16 protein-coding genes and 1 riboswitch are annotated in these 20788 nt (G+C 74.8%); of the genes, 5 read left to right on the forward strand and 11 right to left on the reverse strand.

All coding sequences use genetic code 11. The features are described 5' to 3' along the window. Window positions 1-7: 7 nt before the first annotated feature. The 5 genes from J3R08_RS17835 to J3R08_RS17855 all read right to left on the reverse strand — a co-directional run bounded on the left by J3R08_RS17835 (window position 8) and on the right by J3R08_RS17855 (window position 8603). On the reverse strand, window positions 8-1120 hold the full coding sequence (locus tag J3R08_RS17835) for a VWA domain-containing protein (RefSeq protein ID WP_209962105.1): 1113 nt from the start codon (window positions 1118-1120) through the stop codon (window positions 8-10). Continuing rightward, window positions 1117-3426: a DUF5682 family protein gene (locus tag J3R08_RS17840; protein WP_209962107.1), complete on the reverse strand. Its 2310-nt coding sequence runs from the start codon at window positions 3424-3426 to the stop codon at window positions 1117-1119. The genes J3R08_RS17835 and J3R08_RS17840 overlap by 4 nt, the downstream gene beginning before the upstream one ends. Next, on the reverse strand, window positions 3423-4526 hold the full coding sequence (locus tag J3R08_RS17845; protein ID WP_209962109.1) for an AAA family ATPase: 1104 nt from the start codon (window positions 4524-4526) through the stop codon (window positions 3423-3425). The genes J3R08_RS17840 and J3R08_RS17845 overlap by 4 nt, the downstream gene beginning before the upstream one ends. Beyond that, a complete protein-coding gene (locus tag J3R08_RS17850) occupies window positions 4523-8206 on the reverse strand; it encodes a DUF4132 domain-containing protein (RefSeq protein ID WP_209962110.1) in 3684 nt (1227 codons plus the stop codon). Before J3R08_RS17850 ends, J3R08_RS17845 begins: the two co-directional genes overlap by 4 nt. 67 nt (window positions 8207-8273) lie before the next feature. Continuing rightward, the gene (locus J3R08_RS17855; RefSeq protein WP_043323668.1) at window positions 8274-8603 is read right to left on the reverse strand and encodes a hypothetical protein; all 330 of its coding nucleotides are present in this window, start codon (window positions 8601-8603) and stop codon (window positions 8274-8276) included. 135 nt (window positions 8604-8738) lie between these two features. On the opposite strand from J3R08_RS17855, the gene J3R08_RS17860 reads away from it, so the two are divergent. From J3R08_RS17860 to J3R08_RS17880, 5 genes are all read left to right on the forward strand, one after another. Further along, entirely contained in the window at window positions 8739-9470 is a 732-nt protein-coding gene (locus J3R08_RS17860) for a histidine phosphatase family protein (protein ID WP_104112622.1), read from the forward strand. Further along, window positions 9454-10317, forward strand: coding sequence for an NAD(P)H-hydrate dehydratase (locus tag J3R08_RS17865; RefSeq protein WP_209962111.1), 864 nt, complete (start codon window positions 9454-9456; stop codon window positions 10315-10317). The genes J3R08_RS17860 and J3R08_RS17865 overlap by 17 nt, the downstream gene beginning before the upstream one ends. Before the next feature lie 145 nt (window positions 10318-10462). Continuing rightward, window positions 10463-11947: a S8 family serine peptidase gene (locus tag J3R08_RS17870; RefSeq protein ID WP_064445778.1), complete on the forward strand. Its 1485-nt coding sequence runs from the start codon at window positions 10463-10465 to the stop codon at window positions 11945-11947. A 107-nt stretch (window positions 11948-12054) separates the two neighbouring features. Beyond that, on the forward strand, window positions 12055-12555 hold the full coding sequence (locus J3R08_RS17875) for a hemerythrin domain-containing protein (RefSeq protein ID WP_030499909.1): 501 nt from the start codon (window positions 12055-12057) through the stop codon (window positions 12553-12555). Window positions 12556-12678: 123 nt separating this feature from the next. Then, a riboswitch (ZMP/ZTP riboswitch) is annotated at window positions 12679-12768 on the forward strand. Window positions 12769-12786: 18 nt separating this feature from the next. After that, the gene (locus J3R08_RS17880; protein WP_030499908.1) at window positions 12787-14223 is read left to right on the forward strand and encodes a glycine hydroxymethyltransferase; all 1437 of its coding nucleotides are present in this window, start codon (window positions 12787-12789) and stop codon (window positions 14221-14223) included. A gap of 65 nt (window positions 14224-14288) precedes the next feature. Here J3R08_RS17880 and J3R08_RS17885 read toward each other — a convergent pair whose 3' ends face one another. From J3R08_RS17885 to J3R08_RS17910, 6 genes are all read right to left on the reverse strand, one after another. After that, window positions 14289-14540 (reverse strand): hypothetical protein, encoded by a 252-nt coding sequence (locus tag J3R08_RS17885; RefSeq protein WP_013286617.1) that lies wholly within the window; start codon window positions 14538-14540, stop codon window positions 14289-14291. A gap of 27 nt (window positions 14541-14567) precedes the next feature. Then, window positions 14568-15911 (reverse strand): PLP-dependent aminotransferase family protein, encoded by a 1344-nt coding sequence (locus J3R08_RS17890; protein ID WP_209962112.1) that lies wholly within the window; start codon window positions 15909-15911, stop codon window positions 14568-14570. 1 nt (window position 15912) lies between these two features. After that, a complete protein-coding gene (locus tag J3R08_RS17895; protein ID WP_209962113.1) occupies window positions 15913-17046 on the reverse strand; it encodes an alpha-hydroxy acid oxidase in 1134 nt (377 codons plus the stop codon). Beyond that, window positions 17039-18049, reverse strand: a complete 1011-nt coding sequence (locus J3R08_RS17900) for an alpha/beta hydrolase (protein ID WP_245254762.1) — start codon at window positions 18047-18049, stop codon at window positions 17039-17041. Before J3R08_RS17900 ends, J3R08_RS17895 begins: the two co-directional genes overlap by 8 nt. Then, window positions 18046-19269, reverse strand: a complete 1224-nt coding sequence (locus J3R08_RS17905) for a cytochrome P450 (RefSeq protein ID WP_166455911.1) — start codon at window positions 19267-19269, stop codon at window positions 18046-18048. The genes J3R08_RS17900 and J3R08_RS17905 overlap by 4 nt, the downstream gene beginning before the upstream one ends. A gap of 66 nt (window positions 19270-19335) precedes the next feature. Beyond that, window positions 19336-20646, reverse strand: a complete 1311-nt coding sequence (locus tag J3R08_RS17910; protein WP_043323654.1) for an SGNH/GDSL hydrolase family protein — start codon at window positions 20644-20646, stop codon at window positions 19336-19338. Window positions 20647-20788: the final 142 nt, after the last annotated feature.

Genomic DNA, 20788 nt, shown 5'->3' on the forward strand with positions numbered 1-20788 from the left:
GGTCCCCCTACCGGCCCACGTGCTCGGCCACGAACGCGGCCAGCTCGCCCGGCGTCATCGCGCCCACCGCGGCGCCCCCGTCGGCCAGCCGCTGCGCGGTGGCCCGGTCGTACGCCGGGTCGGCCTCCTCGTCCAGCGCGGCGAGCGCCAGCACGTGCGTGCCCTGCTCCACGAGCTGCTGCACCGACCGGACCAGACGTCCGGCGTTCCCGCCCTCGTAGAAGTCGGACACCAGCGCGACGATGGCCCGGCGCGGGTTCTCCACGAGCTGCGCGCCGTACGCGACCGCGCGGGCGATGTCGGTGCCGCCGCCGAGCTGCACCTTCATCAGCAGCTCGACCGGGTCGTCCACGTCGGAGGTCAGGTCGACCACGTCGGTGTCGAAGGCGACCAGGTGGGTGCGTACGCCCGGCAGCCCCCACAGGCAGGCGGCGGTCACCGCGGCGTGGATCACCGAGCCGAGCATCGAACCGGACTGGTCCACCAGCAGGATCACCTGCCAGCGGTCCAGGTGGCGGCGGGTACGGGAGAAGAAGTGCGGCTGCCGTACGTGCAGCCGGCGCTCGTCCGGCCGCCAGTGCGCCAGGTTCGCCCGGATGGTGCGCCGGACGTCGAAGTTGCGGGCCTGCCGGAACCGGCTGGGTCGTCGCGCCCGGGGCCCGGAGAACGACTGCCGCACCTCGGCGGCCAGCCGCTCGACCAGTTGCCGCACCACCGCCTCGACCAGCTTGCGGGCCAGGCGCAGCACCTCCGGGTCCATCAGGTGCTTGGTGCGTAGCACCGCGCGCAGCAGCGCCGGGTTCGGCTCGACCCGGGCCAGCACCGCCGGGTCGGTGACGACCTCGTGGATGCCGTACCGCTCGACCGCGTCGCGTTCCAGCCGCTGCACCGTCTCCTTCGGGAACAGCCGGGTGATCCCGTCCAGCCAGTCCACAGTGGTCAGCACGGACGGGCCGGACCCGCCGCGCCGCACGTCGCGGCGGCCGAGGTCGGCGTCGCGGCCGTAGAGCCAGTCCAGCGCCGCGTCCCGGCCGGCCGCCTCCGCCGACAGACCGCCCAGGCTGTCCTGCGCGGCGTCGCCGAGCACCAGCCGCCAGCGTTCCCGCATCGGGTCCGTCACGCCCGCTCCCCCTCCCACAGCCCTTCCCGGGCCAGCACCGCGTCGACCCGCTCCTCCACCGCGCGGGCGGCGGCCACCAGCAGCGGGTCGGCGTCCAGCCGCAGCAGGTCACCGGGCGGCGCGTCGCCGCCGTGCAGCGCCTGCACGTGCCGGGCCACCTCCGCCCGCTCCCGGGGCGGGAACCAGCCGAACGCCTGCCGCAGCGCGGGCAACGCCACCAGGAAGTCGTGCGCGCCCATCCCGGCCAGCAGCTCGTCGACGACCGTGAGCAGCGCGGCGTCGCCGGCCACCACCTCCTCGCGGGCCAGCGCGAACAACCCGGACAGCCAGTCACCGAGCGTGTCCGGCGCGGCCACGGCCCGGACCGCGCGGGCGGCGTCCGGCACGTCGCCCAGCGACCAGGCCAGGCCCAGCGCCGCGCCGCGCAGGTCCGGCGGGGCCGCCGCGTCGGCGGCGACCCGCCCGGCCACCGCGAGCGCGCCGTCCCGGTCGAGCCCGAGCGCGGGACCGGCGTGGCGGATCGCGTCCCGGACCGCGACGAGCGCGGCCAGCCGTCCCGGGTCGGCCGGCGCGGCCGTGGCCCGCACGCCCTCGACGAGCCAGAGCGCCCGGCGTACGGCGGCGGTGATCAGCGCGCCCAGCGGTGCGGTTCCGGCGCTGCCGAGGAGCCGGTCGTGCCGCCACAGCGCCAGCGCGACGGCGAGCGCCCGGCCCAGCGCCCGCAGGTCGGTGACCGTGCCGGTGGCGCGGGTGATCGCGGTGAGCGTGCGGGTGGAATGCTCGGAAAGCCCGGCCAGCGCGGTGTCGAACAGCGTCGTGGCGAGCGCGTCGACGTCGGCGCCGAGCAGCGTCATCCGCTCCTCGATCCGGGCGGTGACGGCGTCGGTGACGGTCGGCCCGTACCCACCGGCCTCGATCACCCGGGCGAGCCGGTCCGCCGGCGGCGCGGGCGTCCAGCGTTCGGTGAGCAGCGCGTCCGCGCCCACCCGGGGGCCGCTCTCGCGGCTGTGACCGGGTACGTCGAGCAGCCGCAGCCGGTGCAGCAGGCGGCTGCGGGCCAGGTCGCCGGAGACTGTCAGGTCCAGCTCGACCGTCTCCTGCGGATCGATCCGGTGCCGTGCCAGCTCGGCGTCGACGTCGTGCACGAGCGGCGGAAGTGGCGTGTCCGGGTGCAGGCGGCCGACCTGGTCGCCGCTGAGCGCTGCGACCATCTCCACCACCACCGGGTGCGCGCCGGGCGCGAGGGTGCCCCGGGTCGCCCACGGCAGCGGCTGGTCGAGCGCGTCGGTGACCAGCGCGGACACCAGAGCGTCGAGCACGTCGACCCGGCCCGGGTGGGCGTGGCCGCGCAGCCGGGCCAGGCCGCCGGCCATCGTCCGGGCGGCGATCAGGTCGGCGGTGGAGACGGGCTGCCGCCGGGCACGCAGCCGGGCCGCCACCGCCTCGGTGAGCGCCTCCGCGGCCCGGCGCGGCCCGTCCTCCCAGACCCGCTGGTAGTACGCCGGGGACGGCATCCCGGACTGGTAGCCGACGAACGCGTCGAGGCGCCGGAACGAGTACGGCACGAGGTAGCTGCCCGCCACCGCGTCCGGAGCTGGGGCGGGCACCTCCGGCCAGTCCTCGTCCTCCGGTCCGTCGTCCCCCGCCCCGGCGGTGAGCCGGACCAGGGCGGGACGGTGGAAGCCGCCGGTCACCACCAGCACCGGGCGGCCGGCGGCCCGGCGGCGGGCGGCGCGTACCCAGCGGGCCATGTACGCCTCCCGGGCCGTGTCGTCCGCCCCGGCCGCGGACTCGCCGCGCAGCACGTCGAAGTACGTGTCGAGGCGCTCGGCCAGCCCGTCGTCCGGGCCGATCTCGAACAGGTGGTCCCAGAGCGCGTCCACGTTGTCCACGGCGAGGGTGGCGCAGAGCCGGCGTACCGCCTCGGCGTACCGCTGGTCGGCGTCGGCGTACCGGTTGGCGCGGCCGGACAGCGCGGGATGCCACGCGGGCAGGTCGATGAAGCGCAGCTGCGCGCCCACCTCACGGCCGGCGGTCAGCGCCACCCACTCCGGCGAGTACGCGCAGAACGGGCTCCAGGAGGCGTGCCGCCGGTTGCCGTCGCGGTGCGCGGTGAACACGGCGATCGGCAGCTCGTGGTCTCCCAGCAACTCGTCCATCCGCCCGTTCAGGTCCGCCGGCCCCTCCACCAGCACGTACGCCGGGCGCAGCCGCGCCACCGTGGCCGCGACCAGCCGGGCGCAGGCCGGGCTGTGATGCCGGACGCCGAGGAAGGTGACGCCGCCGGGCGCCTCGACGGTGCTCACCCGGGCAGCAGGTGCCGGGCGTCGTGCACCGCCCGCCACTGCGCGCCGGAGCGGCGGGACACCTGCTGTTCCAGGTAGCGGCGCAGCCGGGCCAGGTCCTCCGCGTCGTCCTTCGCGGCGGTGCCGGCCAGGCAGGCGACCAGGTCGGCGGCGTCGCCGGGCTCGCCGCGCAGGAACCAGCCGCGCAGCCCGACCGCGTGCGCCACCGACACCGCCTCGGCGGTGCTCATCACCGCCGACAGCCGCTCCATCGCGTCGCCGCGTTCGGTGATCCCGGTCCGCAGCTCCCGGAACGTGGTGACCAGCACCTCCAGCAGGTCCCGGCGGGGCGGCGCGGTCACGCCGGAGCGGCGCAGCAACTCGCCCGCCTCGGCCTCCACCAGTTCCAGCTCGGTGCCGAGGTCGGGGATCGGGAAGACGGTCTCGAAGTTGAACCGCCGCTTCAGCGCGGCGCTCATCTCGTTGACGCCCCGGTCCCGGGTGTTCGCGGTGGCGATCACGTTGAAGCCCTCGCGGGCGAACACCATGGCGTCGGCGCCGGGCAGCTCCGGAATGGCGAGCACGCGGTCCGACAGCGGGGAGAGCAGGCAGTCCTGCACCTCCAGCGGGCAGCGGGTGATCTCCTCGAAGCGGACCACCCGCCCCTCGGCCATGCCGCGCAGCAGCGGCGCCGGCACCAGCGCGCGCGGCGACGGGCCGTCGGCGACCAGCAGCGCGTAGTTCCACGAGTAGCGGATCTGGTCCTCGGTGGTGGCCGCGCCGCCCTGGATGGTCAGCGTGGAGTCGCCGCTGACCGCGGCCGCGAGCAGCTCCGACAGCAGCGACTTGGCGGTGCCGGGCTCGCCGACGAGCATCAGCCCGCGGCTGGTCGCCAGCGCCACCAGCGCCCTGTCGATCAGCGACGGGTCGCCGACGAACTTGCGCCGGATCCCGGCCGCCGGGTCACCGAGGATGAACCGGCGCGCGGCGCGCAGACTCAGCCGCCAGCCCGGCGGGCGCGGGTCACTGTCGTTCGCGGCCAGCGCGGCCAGCTCGTCGGCGTACCGCACCTCGGCCGGAGGCCGCTGGGCCCGCTCGGCGGTCGGGTCGAGCGCGGTCACCGGGTCACCTCCGCCAGGTCGCGCAGCACCTCGGAGACGGTGACGTCGTCCAGGTCGCCGAGGCGGACCTTGCCGTCGCGCTGGAACCAGCCGCCGTACGGCACGTCGTTGACCCAGATCGCCTCGATCTTCTGGTCGGGGAACATGTCGACGATCCCGACCGCGATGCCGGGGTCGAGGTCGATCACCACCGCCCCGCCGCCGGGGACCTCGCGTTCCAGCCAGCTCTGGATGCCGGCGTCCTGCGGGTCGCCGCGCCGCCAGCCTCGCCGCTCCAGGCTGAGCAGCCGCCCCGCCGGGACCGTGACGCCCGCGTGCCGCCGCAGCAGCTTCTCCGCGCGCTCGGCCTCGTCCAGCCGGTGCACGTCGCGGCCGAGCTGCGGGAACGGCTGGAGGATCTCGTAGTCGGCGAAGACCTCCGCCCAGGCCGGCACCGCCGTGCCGAGGCGCAGCGGGTGCGCGATGGTGACGGTGGCGTCATCCGGCAGCGCGTACGTCTCGTCGTCGACGTCGGCGAGCGTGCGGTCCTCGGCGACCCGGAACGCGGCGCTCACCTGACCGGCGTCGTCCACAGTGGCCCAGACCAGCCGGCGCACGACGTGCCACAGCAGCGGGTGGGACAGGAAGTAGCGGCGGAAGTCCGTGGCCGGCCAGCGCCGCCCGGTCACCATGGCCGTCTCGAAGCGGCGGATCTGGTCGGCGGCGAGCGTGCGCACGTCCTTCTTCAGGCCGGCGAAACGCTTGTGCGCGGCGGGCGCGAGCGTGGCGTCGTCCCGGGCGCCGGGCTTGGGCAGGTCCTTGCGGCGGGCGCCGGCGCCGTCCACCACGTACGGCTTGAGCTGCTCGTCGAAGCCGACGGTGAACCGGCGCGGCCCGTAGTCGAGGACCAGACTGCCGTCGGCGTCCAGCCCGAGGTCGGGCACCAGCCGGTCGCCGAGCTGTTCGGGCGTCAGCCCCAGCCCGTCGGCGACCTCGGTGACCTTGCGGGCCGCCTGCTCCCGCAGGCCGCGGAACTTCACCTTCTGCGAGATGCCGTACAGGTGCATCAGCGCCACGTCGGTGCCGATCTGCGCCAGCACCTCCAGGCCGGTCACCGCCCGGGCGTGCTGGCTCTCGCCCGGCCAGGCCCGGACCAACGGCGCGAGCCGCCGCGCGGTCGAGTCGTCGCCGAGCAGCCCCAGCGCGGTGAACGCCCAGCCGTCCCTCGACGGCGCGCCGGCGGCCTGCCAGCTCTCGAACAGCGCCCAGCCGAACTCCGCCAGGGAGTCGCTGTCGCACGCCGCGCGGACGATCTCCACCCCCGGGTACGGCTCGCCGGGCGCGGAGATGGCGAGCATCGTGCAGAGGTGGCGTACCGCCTCGGCGGGCAGCGCCGCCGAACGGTCCCGCAGCAGCACCTGCGGCAGCACCGCCGGGTCCAGCCACGCCGGCAGGCTCGGCATCCGGGCCGGGAGCTGCGCCAGCGGGTCCGCGTCGAGCATCGCCGTGGCGGCGGCGAGCGCCTCCTCGCCGTGCTCGCGGGCCACGCCGAGGAGCGTGTCGCGGTGTTCGGCGGCGACCAGGCGCAGCGCCCGCTCGGCGGCCCGGCGGCGCGGGCCGGGCGCGCCCAGGGCAGCCGGCAGCAGCGCCCGCACGGCGTACTCCGGGTGCCGCCGCAGCCAGGCCCGGGCGACCGGGCGGGCCGTCTTGAGCCGGTCGAGCCAGTCGGCCATCAGGTCGGCGACCTCACCGTCGGCGTACGGCAGCAGCACCTCGCCGACACTCTTCGGCGCGGTACGGGCCAGGTGCAGCGCGGTGGGCAGCGCGTCCAGCTCGTAGCGCCCGGCGAGGCGGGACATCCACTCGTCGGCGCCCCAGGACTCGGTCGGCCGCCAGGCCGGCAGCAGCGGCCGGGCCAGTTCCTCGGTGGCCCGGACGAAGAAGTGGATCGCCGCTGACGATCCGGCTCGCCCCGCGGCGACCTCGGCGGCCAGCACGGTCAGGTCGTCACCCCGCCACCAGCCGGACCAGCGGGGCACCACCGCGGCCCACCGCTCCCGCTCGCCCGGCAGCCAGGCCGTGGCGGACCCGGCGGGACGGGCCAGCCCGTCCACCACCGGCGGGGCGGAACGTGGGCGGCGGACCGACCAGGGCGGGGACACCAGCACCGGCGGCAGCCGGTCCGGCCCGGCGGCCGGCAGCGCGGAGGCGTCGTCGTGGATCCGCTCGATCCGCTCCCGCTGTGCCGGGGCCAGCGTCGGCAGCGCCGCCTCGACAGCGGCCGGGTTGGCCAGCACGTGGGCGCGCAGCAACGTGGCGGCCTCCCGCGCAGCCGGGCTGCGCCCCTCGGCGGCGGCGGACAGCAGGCGCACGCCGCGCACCGGGAAGCGGCGCAGCATCTCCGTCACCGCGGGCGGCACGTACCTACGGTCCAGCCGGTCGAGCAGCGCCGCCATCGGCTCGTCGCCGGGCAGGGCCGCCAGCAGCGACGCCAGCCGCTGCCGCGCGTCCGCGCCGGCGTGCTCGTGGTCGAACCATTCGGTCAGCAGCGGCGCGATCGGCGACCCGACCGCCGCGGTGGCGGTGACGATCGGCGCCTGGTCGTACATCAGCCGGTAGACCGCCAGGTGCCCGCTGAGGGCGTGGATCGCGTCCACCTCGTCGACCGCGCCGAGCAGTAGCTCGGCGAGCAGCGGGCCTCCGTCGCGCGCCACGTCGGCGGCGTCCCGGGCCACCGACTCCCGCTCGGTGGGCAGCAGGAACGAGGTGACCACCCGCGTCGCCAGTGGCCCGGACCGGTACGGGACCAGCGCGGCGCGGGCCGCGGCGTAGTCGTCGTCGCCGGCCGCCGCGAGATGGGCGCGGACCCGGCGCAGCACGGACTGGCGCAGCCGCCAGTGGCCGTAGTTCTGCGACTTCTCCGCCCTGATGCGGTTCAGCGGCAGCGGGGACATCGACCCGGCGGCAGCCACGGTGATCTGCTCGGTCGCGGCGACGGCCGCACCGGCCGGACCGAGATCGGCGACCAGCAGGTCGCCGAGGGCCAGCCCTTGCTGGTCGCGCCCGTGATAGCCGAGCGCCATGGCCACCGCCGCCACCAGCGCGGCACCGCCCAGCGGACCGGGCTCGCCGTCGAGGTAGCCGCGCAGCGCCGGACCCAGCTCCGGGTCGGTGGTGGCCCGGGCGATGGCGGCGACCTGGTCGGCCACCGAGTCCAGCACCTTCCGCCCGGCGGCCCGCCCCTTCGCGGCGCTGGGCAGGGCCGGGCCCGGTGCGCCGCCCCGGCGCGGGGCCAGCATCCGTCGCCAGCCGGCCGGGACCTCGAACGCGTCCTCGTCCGGCAGGTCGCCGGCGGGCGACGCGGCCGACGGCGTCCCGGCCTGGTCGCTGCCGGCCGAACCAGCGCCGGCCGGATCGGCGACGGTCGCCTCCGGTTCGTGGCTCGGTCCGGCCGGCCCGACGGCCGGCGCGCCGGTGTGCCCGGCGGAGGGTGCGGCGGTCGCCTCGGCGTACCCCTTGCGCAGTTTCTCCGCGATCAGCCGGTCGGCGTGCGCGGCGGCCTCGGCCGGCGAACCCAGCTCCTTGACCTGGGTGCGGCCCTGCGCGCCGAGGGATCCATAGCGGACCGTCACCGTCGCGTCGCGCTGCCCGACCTCCCAGAACTTGGCCGAACCGCCGCCCACGAACTCGAATCTGCGCACACCGTCTCCTTGATCGCCCGCAGTGTGCGGGGACCATAACCGGCGGCACCGACAGCGTGAGAACCGCTCAGGTGATCAGCAGCGCCCCGACGACGATCAGCGGCACCGAGACGAACAGGAAGATGCCGACGCCGGTGAGCACCCGCCCGCCGCCGCCATCCTCCCGCTCCGGCGCGAGGCCGAACGCCGACCGGGCCGGCAGCATGCCGATGCGGCTCAACGTGAGGTCACCGGTCATCCCGATCACGGCGCCGACGATCATGAACGCGACGCCGAGCCGGTGCGTGAAGTCGCCGCCGCCGACGGCCACCCAGATGCCGACCGCCGCCGCGATCACCAGGACCGCGATCAGGAAGAGCACCAGCGCCTCCCGCAGCCCCCGCACCACAGTCGCCATGTGCGCCTCCCTCGTACCCGGGCCGTCCGTCCCGCGTCGTGGGACATTGTGCCGGGTCGATGCACGGCCGCGCAGTCCCGCGCCGGGCCGGTCCGGCACGGTTATCCCCGGTCGGGCCCGGGTACCGGGAGCCGCATGGCGGAGTTGGCATCGCTCTGGATCGTCCGGCACGGTGAGAGCACGGCGAACGTCGCGGCCACGGCGGCCGAGACGTCCGGCGCCGAGCTGATCGACCTCAGCCACCGGGACGCGGACGTGCCGCTGTCGCCCACCGGCGAGGAGCAGGCGCGGGCGACCGGCCGGTGGCTGGCCGGGCTGCCGGGCTCGCGGCGCCCGGACGTGGCGGTGGTGTCGCCGTACCTGCGGGCGGTGCGCACCGCCGAGCTGGCGCTGCACGGCACCGGGATCCCGGCCAGCGTCGACGAGCGGCTGCGCGACCGGGAGCTGGGCGTCCTCGACGGGCTCACCGGCCACGGCGTGAACCGGCGCTACCCGGAGGAGGCGCGGCGGCGCACCCGGCTCGGCAAGTTCTACTACCGCCCGCCCGGCGGCGAGTCCTGGACCGACGTGGCGCTGCGGCTGCGGGCGCTGCTCGGCGACCTGCGCCGCGACCACGAGGGGGGCCGGGTACTGCTGTTCGGCCACGACGCGCTGGTCTTCCTGCTGCGCTACCTGGTGGAGGGGCTCACCGAGGCCGAGCTGATGGCGCTGACCCGCGAGCACGTGATCGCCAACTGCTCGGTCACCGGCTGGCACGCCGACGACACCGGCCGGCTCGTGCCGGACGTGTTCAACGACGTCGCCCACCTGCACCGGCAGGGGGCGACGCCCACCAGGGAGGACGAGGTCAATGCCGAGCCGGTCTGACGTGATCACCCCCGCGCTGCTGCGGGACTGGGCGCTGCCGGTGCCCACCGGCGGCAAGGAGGCGCGCGGCACCGTGCTGGTGGTCGGCGGCTCCCGGTTCACCCCCGGCGCGGTGCTGCTCGCCGGGGTGGCCGCGCTGCGCGCCGGGGCCGGCGTGCTCCAGCTCGCCGCGGCCGAGTCGACTGCGGCGTCGCTGAGCATCCAGGTGCCGGAGGCGCTCGTGGTCGGCCTGCCGGAGACCGGTGACGGCGCGGTCCGCGGCGACCCGGGCGACCTGCTCCGCGGCCTGGTCGCCGAGGCCGACGTGGTGGCGGTCGGACCCGGCCTGACCGACATCGAGACCACCGGGGAGCTGCTGCGCCTGGTCCTGGACGCGGCCGGCCGGGAGACCGCGCTGGTGCTCGACGCGTACGCGCTGGGCGCGCTCAGCCACGCCCCGGACCTGCTGGTCGGCTCCGGCCGCAAGGTGGTGCTCACCCCCAACCTGACCGAGGCGAAGCACCTGCTGGGCCGCGATCCGGGCGACGACCTGGACGCCGAGGCGGTGGAACTGGCCGGCCGGTACGACGCGGTCGTCTCGCTCTACGGGCACATCGCGACGCCGGACGGCCGGGCCTGGCGGGAGGAGAGCGGTGACGCCGGGCTGGGCACCTCGGGCAGCGGCGACGTGCGGGCCGGGCTGCTCGCGGGCCTGCTCTCCCGTGGCGCCGACCCGGCGCAGGCCGCCTGCTGGGCGGCGTTCGCGCACGCGGTCAGCGGGCAGCGGCTGGTCCCCCGGTACGGGCGGATCGGCTTCCTCGCCCGGGAACTGCTCGACGAGATCCCGTACACGATCGCCACGGTCTGACGATCCACAGCTCGGCGGGGTGAGGCGTGTAACACCCCGCCGTCGGTGGGCGCTGTTGCGGCGAGGCGTGCAGCCTGCGCGTCTCCACCGGGCCGTACCCCCGTCCAGGGAGCGGCCCGGCCGCACCAACCCCCTGGGAGTCTGTGTGAACAATCTCCGTCGCAAGACACTCGCCGCCGCGTCCGCCGTGACGCTCGGCGCCGGTCTCGCCCTGATCGGCGTCCCGGCGCCGGTGGCGGCCGCCGGACCGGAGACGTCGTACCTGGTCCTCGCCCCGCAGGGCAACGGCACCGCCAAGGCCGCGGCGCGGGTGGCCGCCGCCGACGGCACTGTCGTGGCCGCGTACGACAAGATCGGCGTGCTCGTCGCGCGCTCGTCCGCCCCGGACTTCGCCACCCGCGTGGCCGGTGCCGGCGTCGAGTCGGTCGCCTCCACCGCCGGTCTGGGCACCGCCCTCGACGAGGGCGAGACGGTCGAGGTCCCGGCCGCCGACGTGGTCCGCGCCGCGGGCGACCCGACCGCCGAGCCGCTGTACGGCCAGCAGTGGGACATGGACATGATCCGCGTCCCGCAGGCACACGCGGTGACCGGCGGCAGCCCGTCGGTCGTGGTGGGCGTGCTGGACAGCGGCATCTCCAGCAGCCACCCGGACCTGGCGACCCAGATCGCCAAGGACAAGAGCACGTCCTGCATCGGCGGCGTCACCGACACCGCCGAGCCGGCGTGGAACCCGACCACCAGCGACCACGGCACCCACGTGGCGGGCACCATCGCCGCCGCCGTCAACGGCGTCGGCGTCACCGGCGTCGCCCCGGGCGTCAAGGTCGCCGCCGTCAAGGTGGTCAACGACGACGGCTACATCTTCCCGGAGGCCGCGGTCTGTGGGTTCATGTGGGCCGCCGAGCACGGCTTCCAGCTCACCAACAACAGCTACTACATCGACCCGTGGCAGCTGAACTGCCGCAACGACGCCCGCCAGCGTCCGGTGTGGCAGGCCGTGCAGCGGGCGCTGCGCTACTCGCAGTCGCAGGGCGTGCTGCACGTGGCGTCGGCCGGCAACGCGAACTTCGACCTGGCCCACAAGATCACCGACACCGGCAGCCCGAACAACGGCACGCCGGAGGAGCGCGCGAACCTCACCAACGCCTGCCTGGTCCTCCCGGCCGAGGCGCCGGGCGTGGTGACCGTCGCCGCCGTCGGCCCGACCGGTGACAAGAGCTACTACTCCTCGTACGGCCAGGGTGTGATCGACGTGACCGCACCCGGTGGCGACACCCGGTTCCGGACCCAGGGCGCGCGCTCGACGTCCACCGACGGCATCCTGTCCACCACCTTCAACACCGCCACCCGTACCAACGGGTGGGGCTACAAGCAGGGCACCTCGATGTCCGGCCCGCACGCCGCGGGCGTCGCGGCGCTGGCGCTGTCCGCGCACCCGGGCATGACGCCGGGCCAGCTCTCCTCGTTCCTGGAGCGCACGGCGGTGGCGAAGTCCTGCCCGGCGGGCGTGTACAACCCGGTGCCGCTGATCCCGGCGGGCCCGAACTCGTACGACGCGACCTGCTCCGGCGGGAAGCGCAACGGGTTCTACGGCGCCGGTGTCGTGGACGCGTACAACGCGGTGAAGTAACCCGTACCCGCGTGGACCGGGCCCGGCGAGCGCGCCGGGCCCGGTCTGTTTGTCCTGGTCGGGCCCCGGGTAGGGGGGCAGCGTCAGCCGACTATAGGAGGTAACCGGTGTCCACCGACGCGATCGTCCTGCTCAAGGAGGACCACAAGGAGATCCGCCGCCTGTTCAAGGCCTTCCAGGAGGCCGAGGAGGGACCGGCGAGCAAGCGCGGGAAGATCGTCGAGCAGATCCTCGAGGCGCTGACGGTGCACACCTACCTGGAGAACGAGGTGATGTACCCGGAGGTCCGCAAGCTGGTGCCCGACGTCGAGGACGACATCCTGGAGTCGTACGAGGAGCACCACGTCGCGGACGTGCTCTGCTTCGAGCTGTTCACCATGGACGCCGACGACGAGCGGTTCAACGCCAAGACGACGGTGCTGATCGAGAACGTGCTGCACCACGTCGAGGAGGAGGAGCAGGAGTGGTTCCCGAAGGTCCGGGAGGCGCTCGGCCGTAACCAGCTCCAGGAGATCGGCCAGCGGATGCTCGACCTGCGCCCGAAGGCCCCGAAGACGCCGACCGCCCCGAAGGCGCTGAAGAAGTCCCTCGATGCCGTGGTCGCCTGACACCGGCCGCGCGACGCGAGCGGGACCGCCCCGAGGCAGAGGGGCGGTCCCGCTCGCGTCGCGGGGTTCAGTCGCCGGGACGGGCGGCCCAACCCCGCAGGTCCGGGTCGGGCCGGTAGGATCGGCACGGGCCGTGACTGGCGCGTGGAGATGGAGCACCATCGGGGAGCGGCCTCGTCATGAGGACGCATGCCGAGCGCCTGGGCCTTCCGCACGTCACCTGGAGGTCGCATGTCGCGCAACGCCGAGTCCACCGCCTTCCGCAGCGCGCTGGAGGTCGTCCGCGGCGTCGAGCCGCGTGTCGCCGACGCCATCGCCGCGGAACTGGCCGACCAGCGCGAGTCGCTCAAGCTCATCGCCAGCGAGAACTACGCCTCCCCGGCGACGCTGCTGGCCATGGGCAACTGGTTCAGCGACAAGTACGCCGAGGGCACCGTCGGGCGCCGCTTCTACGCCGGCTGCCAGAACGTCGACACGGTCGAGGCGCTCGCCGCCGAGCACGCCCGCGAGCTGTTCGGCGCGTCGCACGCCTACGTGCAGCCGCACTCGGGCATCGACGCCAACCTGGTCGCGTTCTGGGCGATCCTGGCCGACCGGGTCGAGTCCCCCGCGCTGCGCAAGGCGCAGGCCCGGCAGGTCAACGACCTCACCGAGGCCGACTGGTTCGCGCTGCGCCGCGAGCTGGGCAACCAGCGGATGCTCGGCATGTCGCTGGACGCCGGCGGGCACCTCACCCACGGCTTCCGGCCGAACATCTCCGGCAAGATGTTCGACCAGCGCAGCTACGGCACCGACCCGGCCACCGGCCTGATCGACTACGACCGGGTGGCCGAGGCGGCCCGCGAGTTCAAGCCGCTGATCCTGGTCGCCGGTTACTCCGCGTACCCGCGTAAGGTGAACTTCCGGATCATGCGGGAGATCGCCGACTCGGTCGGCGCCACCTTCATGGTCGACATGGCCCACTTCGCCGGGCTGGTCGCCGGCAAGGTCTTCACCGGCGACTTCGACCCGGTGCCGCACGCGCACATCGTCACCACCACCACGCACAAGTCGCTGCGCGGCCCGCGCGGCGGCATGGTGCTCTGCGGCCCGGAACTGGCCGACCAGGTCGACCGGGGCTGCCCGATGGTGCTCGGCGGGCCGCTGCCGCACGTGATGGCCGCCAAGGCGGTCGCGCTGGCCGAGGCACGCCGCCCCGACTTCGCCGACTACGCCCAGCGGATCGTGGACAACGCGCAGGCGCTCGCCGACGGGCTGCTGCGCCGGGGCGCGACGCTGGTCACCGGCGGCACCGACAACCACCTGGTGCTCATCGACGTGTCCGGGTACGGCCTGACCGGCCGGCAGGCCGAGCAGGCGCTGCTGGACTCGGGCATCGTGACCAACCGCAACTCGGTGCCGCAGGACCCGAACGGCGCCTGGTACACCTCCGGCATCCGCATCGGCACCCCGGCGCTGACCACCCGGGGCCTCGGCGCCGCCGAGATGGACGCCACCGCCGAGCTGATCCACACCGTGCTCAGCCAGACCACGCCCGGCACCGGCCCGGACGGCGCGCCGTCGAAGGCGAAGTACGTGCTGGACCCGGCCGTCGCCGAGTCCGTCGGCAAGCAGGCCGCCGACCTGCTCACGCCGTTCCCGCTCTACCCCTCGGTCGACCTGGGCTGAGCGCCCGACAACACGAAGCGGCACCCCGGGAGAAGGAGTCTCCCGGGGTGCCGGCGGTTACGGGGTCAGCGCAGCGGGCGCTTCAGGTGGTAGCGGTGGACCTCGGTGCTGCCCTGCACGTTGTTCACGTCCTCGGCGGCGGAGACCAGTTCCCAGCCCTCCCGGCCGACCCGGTTCAGGTGCGCGATGGCGGTGTCGCCGTACGCGGTCACGTCGGTGCGTGACCCGTCCGGGCCGTACCACACGAACGAGACGTGGAAATTGCGTCCCTGACCCTGATACCGACGAACGAGCAACGCGTACTCCCAGGCAACCATTGGTCCATTATCAACAGAGGAACGGCGTCAGGAAACACGCAGTGTGCCGGAACCCTGACACTCCGGCGTCACGCCGCCGGCCATGGTGTCCGTGACCAGCGCGGCGAGCCGGTCCAGCCCCAGATCGATCGACTCCGGTGTGACAGCGCTCACCGACAGCCGCAACGCATTCACCGGCGTGCCCGCGTCGTAGAAGTGGGCCATCGGCGTCCAGAGCACGCCGTACTCGCGGGCCGAGCGGTGCAGCAGCGCGTCGTCGACCGGGAACGGGACGCTCACCACCACGAAGAAGCCGCCCGCCGGGACGGTCCAGGTGACCGGGCCGCCGGCCGGGAAGCGCCGGGCCAGGCCGTCGACCAGGTGGCGCAGGTTGCGGGCGTACGCGGCCCGTTCCCGCACGTTCGCGGCCACCAGCGAGCAGTCGTGCGCCAGCAGCGCGCCGCCGATCACCGCCTGGCTGATCGGTGAGGTGTTCACGGTGACCATGCTCTTGATCTTGGCGAGGTGGTCGGCGAGCGGGACCACGGCACCGTCGGCCTCCCCCACCCGCTGGTCGGCGACCACGTAGCCGACCCGGGCCCCGGGCAGCACGGTCTTGGCGAACGAGCCGAGGTAGACCACCCGGCGCGCGGTGTCCAGCGCCTTGAGCGTGGCCCGCCGCGCGGTGCCGTCGGCCGGGAACAGGCCGTACGGGTTGTCCTCGATCAGCAGCAGGTCCTCTTCGGCGGCCAGCTCCAGCAGCCGCCGCCGCTGCCCGGTGCCCATGCTGACGCCGGACGGGTTGGCGAAGTCGGGCATCACGTAGCAGGCCCGGGGCGTCAGCCCTTCCGCGCGGGCGCGGCGCACCCCGGCGCGCAGGTCGGCCAGGTCGACGCCGTCGGGCCCGCCGGCCACCGGGCGCACCGGCAGGTCGACCAGACGGGCCGCGCCGGTGAGCCCGACGTACGTGGGCGCGACAGCGAACAGCACGTCCGCCGGGCCGGTCCGCAGCGCGCGCAGCACCAGGAACATCGCCTCCTGGCAGCCGACTGTCACCACTATCGACTCCGGGTCGACGGTGAGCTCCTCGTCCACGGCGAGGTGCCGGGCGATCAGGTGGTGCACGACGCCCTTGGTCCGGCCGTACTGCAGCAGCGTCCGGTCCACGCCGGCCCGGTCCAGCCCGACGTCCTCGGCGAGGTGGCGGCGGAAGCGGTCCAGGTACGTGTGCAGCACCGCCGAGTCGAAGAACTCCTCGTACGGCCGCCCGGCCGCCAGCGACACCGCGTCCGGGTAGTGCTGCGCCACCTCGTTGAGGAAGTTCATCGAGTTCAGCGCCGGGTCGCCGACACTGCCGTGCAGCGCCGTGACGGCCAGGTCGACCGGTTCCACGTCAGCCTCCGATCCGGGTGCGCAGCCGCCGGGCCGAGGCCGGGTCCGGGCAGCCGCTGAGGATGAGCGCGTCGCGCAGTTCCGCCGCGAGCAGCGCGAGCGCCGCCTCGGCGCCGGCCCGGCCACCGGCGGCCAGGGCCCAGAGCAGCGGCCGGCCCAGCAGCACGCCGTCCGCGCCGAGCGCCAGCGCGCGCAGCACGTCGACGCCGCCGCGGACGCCGCTGTCCAGCAGCACCGCGCACCGCTCGTCGACCGCCTCGACCACCTCGGGCAGCACGCTCGCGCTGGCCGGGGCGGCGTCGAGCTGCCGTCCGCCGTGGTTGGAGACCACCACGGCGTCCACGCCGGCGTCCGCCGCGCGGGCCGCGTCGCGCGCGTCCAGGATGCCCTTGACCAGCAACGGCACCCGGGTACGCTCCCGCAGCCACTCCAGGTCCGCCCAGCTCAGCGCCGGGGCGAAGACCGCGCCGGTGTGCACCGCCACCGCCGACACGCCGGGGGTGCCCTGGTGTGCCAGGTCGTCCCGGCCGCCGGGCAGGTTCGCGGCGGTGACGTGCGGCGGCAGCGCGAACCCGTTGCGGGCGTCGCGCAGGCGCCGCCCGAGCACCGGCACGTCCACAGTCACCATCACCGCCGCGCAGCCGGCCGCCGACGCCCGGTCGAGCAGGTCGGCCACCAGCGCCCGGTCGCGCAGCCAGTACAGCTGGAACCACACCGTCGCGCCGGTCGCCGCGATCTCCTCGATCGGCGTGCTGGCCAGCGTGCTGGCCACGTAGGGCACGCCCGCCGCGCGGGCCGCCGCCGCGAGCGCGGGCTCGCCGTCGGGGTGCAGCAACCGCTGGTACGCCATCGGCGCGACAGCCACCGGCAACGCGGCCCGGCCGCCGGGCAGCGCCGCCTCGGTGGACGGGTCGTCCACGCCGGCCAGCATCCGGGGCAGCACCGCCACCCGATCGAGCGCGGCCCGGTTCGCGGCCAGGGCGGTCTCGGCGCCGCTGCCGCCGTCGACGAAGTCCCACACGTCGGGCGGCAGCACCGCCCGGGCCAGCGCGGCGAAGTCGGCCAGGCTGACCGGCGGCACGAAGCCGTCCGCCGCGTCGCCGGGCGGCTGCGTGTCGCGTGCCGGATCAGCCATGGCCGCCCGCGCCCACCGTGTTCCCGGCCGGGTCCACGCCCGCAGCGGACTCGCCCGCGCCGGGCGTGCGGTCGAGCCCGAACGTGCGGCGCAGGAAGGCGGCGGCCCGCTCCTGGGCCTGCCGTCCGGCGTCGAACACGCCGGGCATGGCGAAGAACCCGTGCACCATCCCCGGGTAGTGGGCCGTCTCGGTGGGCACGCCGGCCTCGCCCAGCCGCTCGGCGTACCGCCGGCCCTCGGCGCACAGCGGGTCGTACCCGGCGGTGATCACGAGCGCCGGGGGCAGGCCGCCCAGGTCCTCGGCGAGCAGCGGAGACGCCAGCGGGTGCGCCGCGTCGCCCGGGTCGGCCAGGTAGTGGTTGCGGTACCAGCCCACCGAGTGCCTGTTGAACAGCATCGGGTCCTCGTCGTCGCCGGGGCGGTGCCCGGGCCGCTGGTCGGTGTTCGGATAGACCAGCAGCTGGGCGGCGAGCCGGGGACCGCCGTCGGCGCGGGCCAGCAGCGTCACCGCGGCGGCCAGGTTCCCGCCCGCGCTGTCCCCGCCGACCGCCAGCCGGTCCGGGTCGACGCGGAACTCGGCGGCGTGCGCGGCGAGGTGCCGCACCGCGGCATGGCAGTCCTCCACCGCCGCCGGGAACGGATGCTCCGGGGCGAGCCGGTAGCCGACCGTCACGGTCTGCGCGCCGGTCAGGTTGACCAGCCGCCGGCAGATTCCGTCGGCGGTGTCGACGCTGCCGAGGGTCCAGCCGCCACCGAAGAAGTAGACGAGAGTCGGCAGCGGGCCGTCGCCGTCCGGCCGGTGGATCCGCACCGGCAGCGGCCCGGCCGGGCCGGGCACCGTCGTGTCGCGTACCTCGGCGACCGGCTCGACCGCGCCGGAGCCGGCACGGATCGCGGCGAGGTCGGCGGCGCGGGCCTCGGCCAGGGTCTGGGTGTAGAGCGGCACGGTCCCGGCGGCGGCCCGCGCGGTCCGCCACGCGACCACCTGCGGATCGAGTGTCATCCGGCCTCCCCTGTGGTGACGAAGAGCTTGTCGATGCCGCGCAGGAACAGGCTCCCGCTGTACGTGTACGGCTGGGTGACGGCCAGCCGCGGGAAGCGCGCGAACAGGCGCGGCAGCGCCAGCCGGCCCTCCAGCCGGGACACCGCCGAGCCGAGGCAGAAGTGCAGCCCGACGCCGAAGGCCAGCGACGGCGGGCCGGGACGGCGCGGGTCGAAGCGGTCCGGGTCGGGGAACCGGGCCGGGTCGCGGTTGGCGGCGGCGATCAGCAGCAGCACGTTGTCGTCCCGGTCGACCGGCACGCCGCCGAGGTCGACGCCGGCGGGCGCGGAGCGGGCCAGGAAGTGCACCGGGCTCTCCATCCGCAGCACCTCCTCCACGCAGCCCCGGGCCAGCGCGTCGTCACCGGGTAGCGCGGCGGTCACGTCCGGGTGCTCCAGCAGCAGCGGCAGGCCGTTGCTGAACATGTAGACGGTGGTGACGAAGCTGGCGTTGAACAGCACGATCAGGTTACTGATCAGCTCGTCCTCGGTGAGGTCGACGCCGCCCGCGTCGAGCACCTCGACCAGCCCGCTGATCAGGTCGTGGCCGGGCGTACGGCGCCGGTGGGCGATCAGGTCGCGGTAGTAGACGCGCAGCTCCTCGGCGGCCTGGTTGGCCCGGGCCAGCCGCTCCGGCGTCTTGCCGGACACGTCCATGTACTCGTCGATCCAGTCGACCCGCTGCCGGTACCAGGCCAGGTCGGCCGGGGGCAGGCCGATGAACTCGGCCATCACCAGCGCCGGGACCGGGTACGCGAAGTCGGCCACGAAGTCCACCTCGTGCCCGTCGGCGCCCACCTCGGCCATGTGGTCCAGGCGTTCGGCGACGACCCGCTCGATCACCGGCTCCAGCGCGACCAGCCGGCGCGGGGTGAACGTCTTCGCGAACACCGCGCGCATCCGGGTGTGGTCGGGCGGGTTGACGAACATCATCGACGTCAGGAAAGTCCGTAGGATCTCCTGCTCCTCCCAGCCGGGCGGGAAGCCCTTGTACCAGCCGGGATCGCGCAGGATCTGGTCCACCATGTCGTACCCGCCGGCCACCGCGCTGACGGTGCTGTGCTCGGCGCGGGCCGGAACGGCGTTTATCGGCCCGTGCTCGTGCAGGGCCGCGTAGAAGGGATAGGGGTTCTGCCGGCCCTGTTCGCTGTAGAGCCCGGTCAGGATCTCGCTGACGTCCACTGTCTTTCCTCCCCAGGAAAACGGCGGCGGGGGCGGCGTCGTGTCGACCGCCGCCCCCGCCCGGTGTCACAGTCCGAGCAGCTTCAACGGCACCGCGTTCGCCATCGCCGCGGCTCCGGTGTCGTTCGGGTGGATGTGGTCACCCGAGTCGTACGCCGGCAGCAGCCGGCTGGGCTGCGCCGGGTCGCGCATCACCGCGTCGAAGTCGACGACGCCGTCGAACTCGGCCCGGCCGGGCCCGCGCAGCCAGGTGTTGACGGCCTGCCGGGTGGCGTCCTTCTCCGGCGTCCACACGCCCGGCCCGCCGTTGCCCTCGTACGGCATGAGCGTGCCGGCGATGCTGGTCAGGCCGCGCGCCTGGACCTGCCGGTTGAGCTGGCGCAGCGAGGCGATGATCGCCTCCGGGCTGTCACCGTTCATCCAGATGTCGTTGATGCCCAGGTGGGTGATGACGGTACGCACCCCGGTCTGCGGGAACACGTCCTCGTTGAGCCGGGCCAGCGCGTTCGGGCCCAGCTCGTAGTAGCCGGGGAAGTCGCCCGCGCCGGGCTCGGTGCCCTCGTGGTTGAGCCGGTTGCCGGCCAGGCTGAGGTTGAGCACGCCCGGCGTACGCGGCTCCGGGCGGGCGTCGATCAGCCGCTTGGCGAGCAGGTCCGGCCAGCGGCGGTCGGCGTTGACGGTGCTGCCGTTGCCGTCGCTGATGGAGTCGCCGAGCACCACCACGGAGCCGGGCGTCACCTTGCGCTCCACGTCGATGCCGGACAGGAACATCCAGCAGCAGTTGGGCCGGATGGTGAAGCCGGCGCCGTCGGCCGCCGAGGTGAGGTCGGTGGCGCCGATGAAGTTGGTGACCCGGGACTGGCCGTGGAACGTGACCGGCCCCGTGAGCACCGGGAAGTACAGGGTGACCACCAGGTCCTCCTGCTCGGCCACCGGGAAGGCCACCGGGTCGCTGAGCAGCTCGGCACCCTTGTTGATGGTCGCCGAGCCGGCGCCGGAGAAGGTCAGCTGACGGACGCTGGCCGGGACGATGTCGGACAGGTCGTCGGGGGTGGCGGTGTTCGGCCGGGCGATGGTGGCGCGGCCGACCTGGATGGCCTGCTGGCCGTAGAGGTTGGTCAGCCGCACCCGCAGGCGCGGCCCGCCCACCGAGGTCTGCACGGTCATCCGGATGCTCTGGTTGTTCAGGCCGGTCTCGGTCAGGCCCACGGTGTTCCCGCGGGTCACCGCCGCGGCCCAGGTCCCGGCCCACTCGGCGCGCCCGTGCCCGGCGCGGTCGGTGTCGGTCGGGCCGGCGCTCGCGGTGACCGCCGGGGTGGCGGCGATCAGCAGCGTTACGGCGGAAGCTATGACGTGCCATCTCTTCGGGGTCGGCATCGATCCTCCATGGTCGGCAGCCCCGGGCGTGACGCGGTCGGCGGCACCGGCCCGGGCGATGGACCGGAAACTAGCTTCCGGCGGTGACGAGCGTCAATCAACCTGATCGACATGATCAAATGCCCACGTCGCGGGACGCAGC

Origin of the sequence: Micromonospora sp. HB375, assembly GCF_017872985.1 — a bacterium.
In the GTDB taxonomy this organism is placed as follows: Bacteria; Actinomycetota; Actinomycetes; order Mycobacteriales; family Micromonosporaceae; genus Micromonospora; species Micromonospora chalcea.